At 57.7% G+C, this 14,484-nt stretch carries 12 protein-coding genes; 2 read left to right on the forward strand and 10 right to left on the reverse strand.

Annotated features, from left to right (window positions below; genetic code table 11):
- Nucleotides 1-55: 55 nt before the first annotated feature.
- The 4 genes from OGV50_RS22465 to OGV50_RS22480 all read right to left on the reverse strand — a co-directional run bounded on the left by OGV50_RS22465 (nucleotide 56) and on the right by OGV50_RS22480 (nucleotide 4,953).
- Entirely contained in the window at nucleotides 56-1,297 is a 1,242-nt protein-coding gene (locus OGV50_RS22465; RefSeq protein WP_200092788.1) for an LVIVD repeat-containing protein, read from the reverse strand.
- Nucleotides 1,298-1,373: 76 nt separating this feature from the next.
- Entirely contained in the window at nucleotides 1,374-2,438 is a 1,065-nt protein-coding gene (locus tag OGV50_RS22470) for a sugar ABC transporter substrate-binding protein (RefSeq protein ID WP_060815943.1), read from the reverse strand.
- A 20-nt stretch (nucleotides 2,439-2,458) separates the two neighbouring features.
- A complete protein-coding gene (locus tag OGV50_RS22475; RefSeq protein ID WP_047461798.1) occupies nucleotides 2,459-3,454 on the reverse strand; it encodes an ABC transporter permease in 996 nt (331 codons plus the stop codon).
- On the reverse strand, nucleotides 3,451-4,953 hold the full coding sequence (locus OGV50_RS22480; protein WP_200092833.1) for a sugar ABC transporter ATP-binding protein: 1,503 nt from the start codon (nucleotides 4,951-4,953) through the stop codon (nucleotides 3,451-3,453). Before OGV50_RS22480 ends, OGV50_RS22475 begins: the two co-directional genes overlap by 4 nt.
- Nucleotides 4,954-5,113: 160 nt before the next feature.
- On the opposite strand from OGV50_RS22480, the gene OGV50_RS22485 reads away from it, so the two are divergent.
- Nucleotides 5,114-5,239 carry a hypothetical protein gene (locus OGV50_RS22485; RefSeq protein ID WP_286488787.1) on the forward strand — a complete coding sequence of 42 codons (126 nt, stop codon included), beginning with the start codon at nucleotides 5,114-5,116 and terminating at the stop codon, nucleotides 5,237-5,239.
- Nucleotides 5,240-5,459: 220 nt separating this feature from the next.
- Complete coding sequence (locus OGV50_RS22490) at nucleotides 5,460-7,001, forward strand: methyl-accepting chemotaxis protein (protein ID WP_071257965.1); 1,542 nt, start codon at nucleotides 5,460-5,462, stop codon at nucleotides 6,999-7,001.
- Nucleotides 7,002-7,058: 57 nt separating this feature from the next.
- Here OGV50_RS22490 and iolB read toward each other — a convergent pair whose 3' ends face one another.
- From iolB to OGV50_RS22520, 6 genes are read right to left on the reverse strand one after another with little or no spacing between them, the layout of a single operon-like run.
- Nucleotides 7,059-7,874 (reverse strand): 5-deoxy-glucuronate isomerase, encoded by an 816-nt coding sequence (gene iolB / locus OGV50_RS22495; RefSeq protein WP_047461795.1) that lies wholly within the window; start codon nucleotides 7,872-7,874, stop codon nucleotides 7,059-7,061.
- Nucleotides 7,875-7,883: 9 nt separating this feature from the next.
- Nucleotides 7,884-8,774, reverse strand: coding sequence for a myo-inosose-2 dehydratase (gene iolE, locus OGV50_RS22500; protein WP_112001714.1), 891 nt, complete (start codon nucleotides 8,772-8,774; stop codon nucleotides 7,884-7,886).
- Between the two features lie 15 nt (nucleotides 8,775-8,789).
- Nucleotides 8,790-10,694, reverse strand: a complete 1,905-nt coding sequence (locus OGV50_RS22505; protein ID WP_200092786.1) for a bifunctional 5-dehydro-2-deoxygluconokinase/5-dehydro-2-deoxyphosphogluconate aldolase — start codon at nucleotides 10,692-10,694, stop codon at nucleotides 8,790-8,792.
- A 12-nt stretch (nucleotides 10,695-10,706) separates the two neighbouring features.
- On the reverse strand, nucleotides 10,707-11,840 hold the full coding sequence (locus OGV50_RS22510) for a Gfo/Idh/MocA family protein (RefSeq protein WP_047461787.1): 1,134 nt from the start codon (nucleotides 11,838-11,840) through the stop codon (nucleotides 10,707-10,709).
- A 10-nt stretch (nucleotides 11,841-11,850) separates the two neighbouring features.
- Nucleotides 11,851-12,879 carry an ABC transporter permease gene (locus tag OGV50_RS22515; RefSeq protein ID WP_047461785.1) on the reverse strand — a complete coding sequence of 343 codons (1,029 nt, stop codon included), beginning with the start codon at nucleotides 12,877-12,879 and terminating at the stop codon, nucleotides 11,851-11,853.
- Nucleotides 12,880-12,890: 11 nt separating this feature from the next.
- The gene (locus OGV50_RS22520) at nucleotides 12,891-14,438 is read right to left on the reverse strand and encodes a sugar ABC transporter ATP-binding protein (protein ID WP_047461783.1); all 1,548 of its coding nucleotides are present in this window, start codon (nucleotides 14,436-14,438) and stop codon (nucleotides 12,891-12,893) included.
- Between the last annotated feature and the right edge of the window lie 46 nt (nucleotides 14,439-14,484).

Consider the following 14,484-nt stretch of genomic DNA (forward strand, 5'->3'; position numbering starts at 1 on the left):
GGGCCTACGATCCGAATGCAGGCCGGGTAAGGCGAAGCCGCCACCCGGCAAATACTTACCCCAGATACTCAATCACTGATAACCCGCCGTTGTAATCCGTGCTGTAGATAATCCCCCGCGCATCGACAAACACGTCGCAGGACTGGATCACCTGCGGGCGATTTGGCCGCGTATCCATCATCTTCTCAGGCGCCGCAGGCACCAGCGCGCCGGTCTCTACCGGACGATAAGGATTAGTAATATCATAAGCGCGCACCCCTGCATTCTGGTAAGTGGCGAAAATCAGCGTCGAGCTAATAAAGCTGCCAGGGCGGTTTTCGTGCAGGTTATGCGGCCCGAAGTGCGCCCCTTTCGCCACGTAATCAGCTTCATCCGGCTGCGGGAAGGTGGCGATGCTCACCGGATTCGACGGCTCGCGGATATCAAACAGCCAGATCAGCTTTTCGCCGTCTTCCTGATTGTCGAGCACCGCTTCGTCCAGCACCACCAGCAGATCGCGGTCCGGCAGCGGCAGCGCAGTGTGTGTGCCGCCGCCAAACGGCGGGCTCCAGTTGCGATGGCTAATCAGTTTCGGCTGCGTGCGATCTTGCACGTCCAGCAGCGTCAGACCACCGTCACGCCAGCTACCGTAGGCGATATCGCCAGCGATAATCGCGTGATGCAGCGCATAGCGTTTGCCCTCCGGCCAGTCTGGCGTCTCTCCCGCCGCCTGATTCATCCCTGGCAACCACCAGCGCCCGGCCACCTCTGGCTTACGCGGATCGGCCAGATCGATGGTCAGGAAGATGTAGTCGGTGAAACCGTCGATCAGCGCCGAGACGTAGGCCCAGCGTCCGCCGACGTACCAGATGCGGTGAATGCCGATCCCATTCAGGGAGAGAAAACCGATTTCACGCGGTTTATCCGGCGTGGAAATATCAAACACGCGCAGCCCTGCGCTCCAGCCCCGATCCTGCACGTCGCTGACCGTCTCACCGACCTGCCGCGTGTAGTAGACCTTTTCATCGGCAAAGCGGGCATCGGCGAACAAATCGCGGGCGTTAATCACCAGCAGCAGATCGTCATGCGCCTGCAAATGCACGTTCCAGGTGCCTGGCGGTGCAGGCACATAGCCCGCCGCCCGTGGATTTTTCGGGTCACGCACGTCAACAATCGAAAACCCCTGCGACACCATATGGCCAATATAGGCAAAACCGCGATGTACCATCAGCTGTACGCCGTCCGGGCGACCGCCCTGGTCGCTATGGCCAATCAGCCGCATATTGCGGCTATAGTCGGGGCGCGGTAATTCAGTCACCTTAATCTCCTTTTGCCAAACGGCGTAACCGCCTTAGAGCACATTGTAGGCCCGGTAAGCGCAGCGCCACCGGGCATTATTTATTCTTCGCTTCAAGCGTCGCAAACCACGGCGCGATAAAGTCTTCCGTCTGGCCCCAGCCCGGAATGATTTTGCCTAATGAGGCGACGTTAACCGCCCCCGGCTGCGCTGCCAGCAGCGCCTGCGGAATGGCTGCGGCTTTAAAATCGTAAGTGGCAGGCGTAGGTTCACCGGCAATCTTATTGGCAATCAGCCGCACGTTAGTGGCGCCAATCAATTTCGGGTCAACGGCCACGCTCACCTTCCACGGGCTGCCCGCCTCGCGCATCAGTTGCAAATCCTGGTTGGAGATGTCGATGCTGTAGAGCTTAATCTCAGTGCGGCCGTTCTCTTTCAGCGCTTTGTACGCCCCCTGGCTAAAGGCGTCCCAGGTTCCCCAGATAGCGTCGATTTTCCCTTTCGGGTATTTCGCCAGCACCGCGCCCACTTTGTTGGCGGTATCGCCCTGCACGTCGGAAGAGACCGCGCCGATAGACTCCAGCTCTTTAATCCCCGGATTGTCCTTCAGCATTTGCTGATAAGCCGCCTGGCGGCGCTCCATCGGCGGGAAACCGGCGACCCACAGCTTGATAATATTGGCTTTACCGTTGAAATCTTTTACCAGTTGTCCGAAGGAGAGATGGGTCAGCGAGGCGTCATCCTGCTGAGTTACCGTCACGCCCGGGATCTCACCGTTGACGGCGGTATCAAACACCGCCACTTTGATCCCGGCATCTACTGCTTTCTTCACCAGCGCGGTGGAGTACGGATCGCGCCCCTGAGAGAGAATAATGCCGTCATACTTCTGGCTGATCGCCTGGTTAACGAAATCCTGGAATTTCGCGTCGTCACCATTGCTTAAAAAGGTGCTGACCTTAAAGCCGAGCTTTTTCCCCTCCTGAATCGCGCCCGCAACGAACTGGGTCGTGTTGTCATCAGAGCCAAGGTTGCGGATCACCGCAATACGAACCGGGCCATTATGCCCGGCAATGGCCGCTGGCACCGGCGCAGGCGTTGCCGCATAGCCCGGCAGCGAACTCAGTAATCCCAGCGCCAACAAAGAAAGTGCAGTTTTTTTCATTATCGTTTCCCGTTGTGTTGTTAACGTTTTTGTATGTAGGTGATCGCCAGCGCCGCCGCCAGTACCAGCCCTTTTATAATGTCCATTGCGTAATAGGGCACCGAGAGCATCACCAGCCCGTTGGAGAGCACGCCAAGGATCACCGCCCCCACCAGCGTGCCAAGCGCGTTCGGTTTGCCGGAACCGGCCAGCGAAAAGCCGATCCACGCCGCCGCGACGGCATCCATCAAATAGCCTCCCCCGGCGTTAACCTGTGAAGAGCCAATACGCGAAGCCAGCAGGATGCCCCCTAACCCCGCCAGCAGTGAGGCAATAACGTAGGCCGCCACTTTATAGCGGGTGGTGCGAATACCGGAGAGACGCGCCGCTTCTGGGTTGCCGCCAATGGCGTACATCCGTCGCCCGTGGGTGGTCAGCGACAGCGCGAGCTGCGCCGCCAGCGTCACGACCAGCATCACGACAACAATAGTCGGCACCTGCCCCAGCGCGCCGAATGCCGCCGGAATAAGCCCCTCAGCCATTTCACCGCTCGGCAGCACCATGTTTTCAGTAATAGAACCGCCGTAGCTGTAGGTCATCGCCACCCCCTGAATCACAAACAGGCTGGCAAGCGTGGCGAGCATGTCGGGAATACGCAGCACCACAATCAGAAAAGCGTTGAACAGCCCCACCAGCGTACAGAGCGCCAGGGTAATGACAATCGCCCCGGTGGTGCCAAAGCCGTGCCAGACGAACAGCGAAATCACCAGTGCGTTCGCCAGCGACGCGGTTGAGCCAACGGAAAGATCAAAGCCGCCGACGGTAAGCGAGATGGAAACGCCAATCGCAATCACCGTGACGATCGCAATAGAGCGCAGGATGTTGATGATATTGAAGGGATCGAGGAAGTTATCCGACGCGACGCCAAAAATGGCGATCAGCGCGACAACCGTCAGCAGCATGCCCCACTTATAGAGAAAATCGAAAATCTGCTGGCGGCCAGACGCCGCTGCATTGACTGAAAGGGCCTTACTCACAACGCCGTTCCTCCGGTTGAATAATAAAGTAGTGTCTCTTCGCGGGCCTGCGCGCCCTCCACTTCCGCCACGATGCGCCCGTCCCACAACACGCAGATGCGGTCGCACAGCCCCACCAGTTCGGCGAACTCACCGGAGGCGTAAATCACCCCTTTGCCTTCCCGCGCCAGGCCGTCGATCAGCGCAAACAGATCGGTTTTGGCTTTCACGTCCACGCCTTTGGTCGGCTCGTCGAAAATCAGCACGCGGGCGTCGCCGCGCAGCCATTTGCCGATCGCCACTTTCTGCTGGTTGCCACCGGAAAGCCGACGCAACACTTGCCCCGGCCCGCGAGCGCGCACGCCGACGCGGGCAATCACCGCTTCCGCCCAGCGCCATGCCTGACGATGACCAAACAAGCTCCAGCGCGAGAAACGGTTATCGGCGGCAACCGCCAGGTTCATGGCGACGGACTCATCAATAAAAATGCCCTCTTTGCGCCGCTCCTCCGGCACCAGCGCCAGCCCGCGCGTCACCGAATCAACCGGGTCGCGCGGCGTCCACGGTTGATGATTGAGTTCGCCGCGTTCAACGCGGCTTTTCGACGCGCCGAACAGCGCCTTACACAGCTCGGTTTTCCCGGCTCCCGCCAGCCCGGCGATACCGAGAATTTCACCTTTACGCAGGTGCAAACTGATATTTTTCAGCAGCCGTTCATCGTGCAGCCCTTCCACGCGCAGCAGCGTTTCATCAGCATGCGGCGGGCGTTTTGGCGGATAGATATCGTTTAACTCATGACCCAGCATCTTCTCGACGATGGCGTCAGCGCTCAGTTCCGCCATCGGCCCGGACTCAATCAACTTGCCATCGCGCAGTACGGTTAAGGTGTCGCAAATGGCCTTTAGCTCATGAATGCGATGGGAGATAAACACCACGCCGATCCCCTGTTGTTGCAGGCGTTTCACCACTGCAAACAGCCGTTCGCTTTCATGCTGATCGAGCGGCGCGGTGGGTTCATCGAGGATCAGAAAACGACAGTGGTGCGAGAGTGCGCGAGCCAGCAGGATCTGCTGCTTTTCGGCGAGCGTGCAACCCTCGATGACCCGGCGCACGTCCAGATGAACATCGAGCTGGGCCAGCGCGTCACGCGCCTGCTGGCGAATAGCGCGCCAGCGGTAGCGGTGTCCCGGCTGCGCCAGCTGATCGAGCATAATATTTTCCGCAATACTCAACCCCGGGATCAGCGCAACATCCACCTCCTGCTGCACCAGATGAATGCCCAGCCGTTTGGCGTCCAGCGGTTCGCGTATCGGCACCGGCTGGTTATTAATTGCAATTTCCCCTTCGTAATGGTCGTGCGTGCCGCAGAGCACCGCCATCAGCGTGGATTTCCCCGCACCGTTCGCCCCCGTCAGCGCGTGCACGGAACCGCCCGTCAGGGTGAAATCAACGCGGGAGAGCGCCTGAAAGCCGGAAAAGGCCAGGCTGATACCACGCATGTCGAGGCGACTGGAGAGCATCCGCTGTAAATCCTTTCTGATAATCATTTGATTTACGAAATTTTTCACAGCTCTCCCTGACTGACAACGACATAAAAAGCATAAGATAAAGCAAAATATTATTAGCCATCCAGATGTCTATAAATGACATCGGGTTAGCTCATCACAAAGGGATCGCATCATGAATAAGAATACTGACCGCAACACGGCAACGGGCTTCGCGGAGGGGGCTAAAACCCATCAAGGAAAGCGGGCATTTATCAGCCCTAATAAATCAGCTCTTTTTTATCTTTTAGATTTAGTTTAAGTCGATATATATCAATTCCAGATTATCAACCTGCATTTATGTGTTTCATATTTATGACACGCCAGGTTTATTAAAAATAAAAATTCATTTGAAGTGCTTTCATATAAATGATGATTAGTAGAGAATGTAACACCTCAGATAAAACCGCCATTTACTATTATTTACCTGATGCACAATAGGTGAAATTTGCATTTTATATAAATAGCGTCATGGAGTTTTCATGAAAAACAACACAGCTGTCACGCAAAAAGAATATTTGCTTAACAATAAAACAACGTTATTATCAACCACAGATAAAGACAGTCATATTACCTATGCTAACTCTGCATTTATCGACGCCAGCGGATTTAATGAAACGCAGTTAATGGGTAAACCACATAATATTATTCGCCACCCGGACATGCCCTCTGCCGCTTTCGCTGACATGTGGCACACGATACTGCAAGGCGATAGCTGGACCGGGCTGGTCAAAAACCGGCGACAAAACGGCGATCATTACTGGGTACGCGCAAATGTTACCCCTGTCTGGCAAAATGAAAAATTAACGGGGTATATTTCAGTACGCACCGTGCCTTCCCGGGATGAAGTTTCGCACAGCGAACAGCTTTATCAGAAAATAAACAATAATGGAATTAAAGGGTTTCGACTTTTTAAAGGCATAATTATCCGTCGCGGAGCGCTGTCCTGGCTTTCGATGTTTAAATGGCTGTCGGTTAGCCAACGCGTCAATTATGCTTTAGCCATCACCAGTCTGGCAGCCCTGTTATTTATTTTCTTACCTGTTCCTCCTGCTATTCAGGGGGGCAGCATCGTCGTATTATTTTTGCTCCTGGCTATTTACCTTAAGGTTCAAATTTGTCAGCCGGTTAATACGCTGCTGGTGCAGATGCAAAAAGTGGTTTCGGGCCGTAAACCTGATAATTGCCATTTGCAGCGCGTAGACGAAATAGGGATGCTCATGCGACTGGTGAATCAATCGGGGCTTAATCTACGCTCCCTGGTTGATGATGTCAGCACGCAAATATCCGGTATTCAGGCTATCAGCCAGCGCGTGTCTCAGGAAGGCACGGCATTGCAGAGCCGCTCAGAAGAGACATCTGCCGACCTGCAACAAACCGCCGCAGCCATTGAAGAGATCGGCAGCGCTGTGCAACAAACCGCGGATACCGCGGCCCAGACAATGACGATGGCCGACAGTACCAGCGCCAATGCGACTGAAGGCGGCCATATCATGAAGCAAACCATCACCATGATGCAGGCTATCTCACGCGATAACAGTCAAATCGTGGACATTATCGGCGTCATTGACAGTATTGCTTTTCAGACCAACATCCTGGCGCTGAATGCAGCGGTCGAAGCGGCCCGCGCCGGTGAATCCGGGCGCGGATTTGCGGTCGTTGCCGCAGAGGTGCGTAACCTCGCCCAGCATTCTGCGTCTGCGGCAAAAGAGATCAAACAGCTTATCGAGAAAAACGTCACCAACGTCAATACGGGAGTGCAAATGGTCGAGCAGACGGAAACACACCTTACCGGAATGATCGATGACGTGTTGCAGATGTCTACCATGATCAAAGAGATAAGCCTGGCGACGCGGGAACAAACTTTAGCGCTCGAACAGATCAACAATTCAATTTCACGAATTGGTTCCATGACGGACAACAATGCGGAAATGGTGGAACAGGTGACGGATGCCGCGGGGGATTTAACGGGACGCGCGTCACGGCTGCAACAGGCCGTACAGGTTTTTGGCGCCTCACGATAGCAGCGAAAAGCAAAAAGCCCTCAGCATACGCCAGGGGCTTTTTTATTTACCGCGTTCTCAACGCGCAGGGTAATCGCGGTTAATCCACGCGTGATCGTCTTCCCAGGTGAAAATCCATTTGCGCACCGGGCCTGCCATCACATTCAGGTAATAACTGTCATACCCGGCCATTGTCGCCACCGGGTGATAGCCTTTCGGCACCATCACGACGTCACGATTGTAGACCGCCATACACTCATCAAGCGAGCGATCGTCGGTGTATACCCGCTGCATACAAAATCCCTGTTCCGGGTTGAGGCGATGGTAATACGTCTCCTCAAGAAGGGTCTCGTAAGGCGGATTGTCAGTGTCGTGCTTGTGGCTCGGGTACGAACTGGTACAGCCTTCGTGAGTCCACACTTCCACCACCAGCAGACTATCGGCAGGTTTATCTTCCGGCAGAATGTTGTGTACATAGCGCTGGTTATGCCCCTTGCCCCTTGCCTCGCCGTCGATATCCTGCGGCGCAATCAGGCGGGTGGGATACGTTCCCTTGCCCGGCGCGGCGCATACCGCCAGCTCCAGCTTAGTTAACGCCTGTACCTGTACCGTTTCTCCGGGCGTAACGTATACTGCCCACGGCTTAATACGCTCGAACGGGCTCATCCGCTCGCCAATCTCTGAAAACTGCGCGGTTGGCGTGGTGACAGATGCCCTCCCCGCCACCAGCACCAGACAGCGCTCTTCAGCAACGGCGGGAAGATGCAACTGCTGCCCTTCTTCAAGCTCAAACGCGTCAAAACCGACGTAGCCCCAGCCTGCCCGCTCCGGGGTGACGGACTGGGTACGTCCCTGCGCGTCAGGCTGTTGCCAGCGTGACAGTAAACGTGACATAGCGCCTCCTCAGATAAGACCGGCATCCCGCGCCAGGCGGCTCAGGTTGTTATATCCCAGCCGCGCGTAAGTCAGCGGATGGGCAATCGCCGGATCCTGCTCCGCCTCTACCACCAGCCAGCCCTGATAATCGTGCTCTTTCAGCAGTCGCATAATCGGCGGGTAATCCACGCAGCCGTCGCCCGGTACGGTAAAGACGCCGCTGAGCACCGCATCCAGAAAGCTGGTTTTACGGTTTTTCACATCCGCCAGCACGTCGGCGCGCACGTCTTTACAGTGCACATGATTAATACGGCTTGCCCAGCGTTGCGCCACCGCCAGCGGATCGGCACCTGCGAAGGTCAAATGTCCGGTGTCGAGCAGCAATCCGACCTCATCACCGGTATGGGTCATCAGATTGTCCACATCCTCAGCGGACTCAATCACCGTCCCCATATGGTGATGATAAGCAATCTGCACCCCCTGCTGCTGTGTATAGCGGGCGAACGCGGTGAGCTTCTCGCCATACTCCGCCCAGCGCGCCTGCGGGAATCGCGGACGCAGGTGAACCGGCGTCTGCTGTTCGCCGTGAATGCAATGGCTCACCTCAGCGAAAACCATCACTTTCGCCCCCAGCTCGCGCAATAACGTCAAATGCGCCTGCGCCGCCGCAATCTCTTCTTCTACACTCCTCTCCAGCAGGCGACCGGAATACCACCCCGACACCAGCTTCAGATCGTGGCGTTGCAGGATTGGCCCCAGCAGACGCGCCTCGCGAGGGAATTTATTACCGAGTTCAAAGCCCGCAAAACCAGCCTCTTTACCTTCGCTCAGACAGGTATCCAGCGGCGTTTCCGCGCCAAGAGAGGGCAAATCATCATTGGTCCATGTCAGGGGATTAATGCCTAATTGCACAGCCATAATGTTCTCCTAAAGTTATGCCTGCCCGCGCTCGCGCCACCAGGCGATCAGTTGCAGATAGTTATCCCGAATGCGCGTCACCAGTTGCGCATCGTCAATGTCATGTTTCAGCCATGCGCGGGAAGCCTCGCCAAACAGCGTGCGCCCCACCGCAAACCCCTTCACCAGCTCATGTCCGGCAGCGGCTCTGAACCCTGCGCGTAACTGTTCGGCTGGCGCATCCAGCCCAAGAATCACCACGCCACGGCAGTGCGGGTCGCGGCGTTCGATAATGTCACTCAGCGCCGTCCAGCCATCAGAGGAGAGCGGCGGCAGTTTCCACCAGTCGGGGTAAATGCCCAGGTTGTAGAAGCGGGAGATAGCCCGCAGGTAAAGCTCATCGCTGCGCGGCATACCCACAGGTAAAATCACTTCCAGCAGCAGCTCATGCCCCGACTGACAGCAGGCGTGATACACCTCGGCGATTTTCTGCTCCTGCTCCAGGCGCAGGCCGTGGACATCTTCCGGGTGGAAAAAGACCAGGCACTTCACCACATGTTCCTGCGGCCAACTGATAAGCTGAGTGCCAATGTTGCCGTGCTCCATCTCCAGCGGCCGTGAACCGGGAAGCTCAATCGGGCGGCCAATCCACCACCCTTCGCCGGTTATCGCATTCAGCGCGTCCAGGCCAAACGTTCCGTCGCACAGCAGACCGGCTTTTCCTTCCAGCCCCGCGCTGTTCGCCGCATCGCGGCTGGCCTGTAAGATCAGCGTTTTCAGCGCCGGAATGCGCTTCAGGGAGGCGCCGCACTGTAGCGCCATCTCTTCAAGTTGACTGCGGTGATCAAACGCCATCACACACAGTTCCGGCCAGTTCCGCCGACGCGTCGTGACGCGATGCAGATGATTAAGCCGTGGATCAAGATCCGGGCGCGGCACCTGATGCTCGCGGGAGAGGTAGTCATCCAGCTCCACCTTACTCGGCATCGCAGGCGCGCAACCGTGGCGCGAAACCACCAGCGCGCCGCAGGCGTTGGCGTAGCGGCAGGCCTGCTCCCAGCCTTCATCATTGAGATAACCGCGCAGCAGCCCCGACATAAACGCATCGCCTGCGCCGAGCACATTGAGCACCTCGACGCGTACGCCGGTCACCGTCAGCCCGTCATCCAGCGACGGCGGAATCGCGTCGGTATACACCGAGCAGCCCAGCGCGCCACGTTTACAAACCAGCGTCGCCGCGCTTACCTCACGCACCTGCGCCAGCGCCTGCACGGTATCGGTAGCGCCGCCCGCAATATGAAACTCCTCCTCGGTGCCGACGATCACATCAAACAGGTGCAACACCGCCTGCAACTGGCGAGTGACCTGCTCTGCGGCAATAAAGCGCGTTTCGCCGTCGCCCAGCGAGGTCAGCCCCCACAGCACCGGACGATAGTCGATATCCAGTACCGTGCGCACGCCGTGACGGCGGGCACAGGTCAGCGCGGTCAGCACCGCGTCGCGGGTTTGCGGATGAGAAAGATGGGTCCCGGTGATGGCGAGGCAGCGGGATGAAGCGATGTACTGCTCGTCAACATCGCTGGCGGTAATCGCCATATCCGCGCAGTTATCGCGATAAAAAATCAGTGGAAAGGTGTCCCGGTCTTTAATGCCGAGTAGCACCAGCGCCGTCAGGCGTTCTTTATCCGTTATCAGATGGCTGGTATCGCAGCCAACATGGTTAAGCTCTTCGCGCAAAAAGCGCCCCATATGTTCGTCGCCCACTCTTGCCAGCATCGACGAACGCAGCCCCTGACGCGCGGCGCCGTAGGCGACATTCCCTGAGGAACCGCCGAGGTATTTGGCAAAACTTGAGACATCCTCCAGCCGTGCGCCAATCTGCTGGCTGTAGAGGTCAACCGCCACGCGGCCCATGCATATCACATCAAACTGCTTTTCCACGTTGATACCTCGTCAGACAATATCGTTCACATTCAGCCAGCGGCCTTCCTGATGCGAGAGCGCGATGGCGTCCAGCACGCGCGACACTTTCCAGCCCTCTTCAAAATCCGGCCACATCGGCGCATCGGCGGCAACGCCGTTCACCAGGTCGCGGATTTCCACCGTTTTCTGATCGTTAAAGCCGATGCCGTGCCCCGCCCCCATGCAAAACGCGGCATAGTCCGGGTGCGCGGGCCCCACCAGCAGGGTGCGAAATCCCTGGCGGTTAACCGGATCGTCATGCAGATAGAGCTTCAGCTCGGCCATTCGCTCCTGGGTAAAACTGATGGCGCCTTTGGTGCCGGTAATCACGTATGACAGCCCCATTTTGCGCCCGCAGGCCACGCGGGAGGTTTCGATCACCCCCTGCGCGCCGCTGGCGAATCGCACCATCGCGTGCGCCTGATCTTCATTTTCCACAGCCACCTTCTGCGCCGATCCCGCGCTGGCCGGGCGCTCCGGCACCACAATTTTCAGGTCGCCGCAGACTTCGCGAATATCGCCGACCAGGTAGTGCGCCATATTGACGATATGCGCCGCCAGATCGCCCAGCGCCCCTAACCCCGCCGTCTCCTTAAAGCAGTGCCAGTGAATAGGGGAAAGCGGGTCGGCCATATAGTCCTCGTTGTGGGTGCCGTAGAAGTGGATCACATCGCCTATCTCCCCTCGCGCGATGATCTCTTTCGCCAGCGCCGCCGTCGGGTTCTTCATATAGTTAAAACCCACCAGCGTTTTCACCCCGGCCTGTTTTGCGGCCTCAACCATTTCGCGGGCATCGTGAGCGTTCAGCGCCAGCGGCTTTTCCGAATAGACGTGCTTACCGTGGCGAATGGCCGCCAGCGCCATCTCTTTATGCAGATGGTTGGGCGAACAGATATCCACCACATCGATATTCGGGTCTGCCACCAGTTCGCGCCAGTCGCCGGTCGAACGGCGAAACCCGAATGCCTGCGCCCGTTCCGCCGCCAGCTCCGGCGTCACCTCCGCCACCATTTCGCGCACCAGCTGGCCTTGCAGGTTGAACACCGTCGGCGCCTGGGCATAGGCAATGGCGTGCGCCTTGCCGATGTATCCCGTCCCAATCAATCCAATTCGCACTTGTTTCATTATTTATCCCTCACAGCGCGCCACGACGGCTCTTGGCATAGGTATCAAACGCCACCGCCAGCACAATAATCAGCCCGGTAATAATTTGTTGGTAGTAGGCGGAGACGTTCATCAGCACCAGACCGTTTATCAGAATGCCCATAATGATCGAGCCGATAACGGTGCCGCCGATGCGGCCATAGCCGCCCATCAGCGATGTCCCGCCAATGACCACCGAGGCGATAACGCGCAGCTCAAAGGAGATCCCGGCCACCGCCTCCGCGCTGCCCAGACGGGCGCTCAGCACAAACCCCGCCAGCCCGGCCAGACAGCCAATCACGACATACACGCTGACCAGCACACGTTTGACGTTGACCCCGGCAAGACGCGCCGCCTCCGGGTTGCCGCCAATGGCGTAGACGAAACGGCCCCAGCGCGTTTTGTGCAACGCCAGATAACCGCCGATCGCCACTAGCGCAAAAATCCAGATCGGGATGGAGATACCGAGCAGTTCGCCACGCCCCCACCAGCGGTAGCCCTGGTCAAAACCGGCAATGGGCGCGCCGTCGTTAATCACCAGCGTCAGGCCGCGCCAGATGGTCATCCCGCCGAGGGTGACAATGAACGGCGGCAGGCGCAGGCGGGTCACACCCAGGCCATGCAGGAAGCCAATCGCCGTCCCCATCGCCAGGCAGATGCCGAGGCCAATCAGCCAGCTCATCCCGCCCCAGGCGCTCGGGTCTACCGTGGTGAAGTTGTCGCCTTTAATCACGTATGCTGCCGTCATGGCGCATACCGCCAGAATGGAGCCGACAGACAGATCGATTCCGGCAGTCAGGATGACGAACGTCATTCCCACGGCCATGATCCCGTAGATCGACACCTCGGTCAGGATGTTGAAAATATTGCGTTCTGACAGGAAGTTACTGTTCTGCGTCTGGAAAAAAATCAGCAGCAGGAACATAAAAATCAGTACCCCAAAGCGCTCGAAAAAAGCGATCGGATCGATACGTCCGTTACGTTTGGCAGGGGGTTGCGTTTTGGTCACTATCTGCGTCATGTGAAACTCCGTTATGCCGCGTTCAGGGCGTTATGGTTGATGGCCATCATCATCATGAGCCGCTCTTCGGTGGCGTCATCGCCGTGGATTTCACCGGTTACCCGGCCTTCGCTTAAGGTGATGATCCGGTCGGACACCGCCATCACTTCGGGCAGATCGGAAGAGATCACAATCACCGCCACGCCCTGTTTCGCCATATCAAACAGCACCTGGTGCACCTCGGATTTGGTGCCCACATCGATGCCGCGCGTCGGTTCATCAACAATCAGCACCCGTGGATTGAGCGCCATGCAGCGCGCGAGGATCACTTTCTGCTGATTGCCGCCGGAGAGCTTGCGCACCTCCTGTTCGCTGTTGACCATCTTGATTTGCAGCGCCTGGCGGTAAGATTCGATCAGGTCATCTTCTTTGCGGGTGTTGACGAAAAAGCGCCAGCGCAGCAGCGAAGAGAGACTGGAGAGCGACAGGTTGTCGCGAATAGACAGTCCCAGCACCGCCCCCTCTTTTTTGCGATCTTCCGGCACCAGCGCCACGCCCTGATCCAGCGCGTACATCGGGTCACGGGGGTGATACGCCGCGCCGTCCAGCTCGAACGTCCCGGAAGTAAAGCCGTCAGCGCCAAAAAGACAGCGCGCCACTTCGGTACGCCCGGCGCCGACCAGCCCCGCAATCCCCAGCACCTCCCCGGCGTGAACGTGAAAGCTGATGTCGTGCAGCGCAATGCCGTGCGGGTCCAGCGGCGGCTTTTCGCGACACAGCCCTTTCACCGCAAGGCGAATCGGTTTGTCTTCATGATGGGTTTCGCTGGGGGGGCGACGATTAAAGGCCACGTCTCGTCCCACCATCAGGCGGATCAGCTGTTCCACGTTGGTTTCCGCGACCGCGCCGCTGCCGGTAAAACGGCCATCCTGAAACACGGTAAAACGATCGCAGAGCTGGAAAACTTCATGCAGGCGATGGGTGACATAAATAATGCTCACGCCCCGACCTTTAAGTTCCCGCACGACGCGGTGCAGGCTTTCCACTTCGCTGTCGCTCAGCGCGGCGGAAGGTTCATCCATAATGATGAGCTTCGCGTTCAGGGTCAGCGCGCGGGCGATCTCCACCATTTGCTGCTGCGCCACGCTCAGTCGGGCGACCGGCGTGGTCGGCGCGACATTCAGTTGCAGATAGTCCAGCACCACCTGCGCCTCCTGGTTCACGGCCTTCGCATCGACAATCACATTACGTTTACGCGGCTCGCGCCCGAGAAACATATTTTCCGCAACGGTCATGTTGGGCAGCAGATTAAATTCCTGATAGATGGTAATGATGCCTTTGTTTTGCCGCTCAACCGGCGAGTCCTCCACCGGCAGCGTTTCGCCATTGAACCAGATGTCCCCACGGGTCTGCGGCTGCGCCCCTGCCAGCGCTTTCAGCAGCGTGGACTTCCCCGCGCCGTTCTCGCCAAGCAGCGCGTGAATCTCCCCCGTCCCGACGGTCAGTTGTACGTTGCTCAACGCCCAGACGCCGGAAAAGCTCTTTGCCAGATCGGTAACGTTCAGTAAGGGTTGCAACATCGGTCTGCTCCTCCTTTAATGCGAGCCGCCGCAGCGACGGCGGCTC

The organism is Citrobacter sp. CK180, assembly GCF_030333655.1.
In the GTDB taxonomy this organism is placed as follows: Bacteria; Pseudomonadota; Gammaproteobacteria; order Enterobacterales; family Enterobacteriaceae; genus Citrobacter_B; species Citrobacter_B koseri.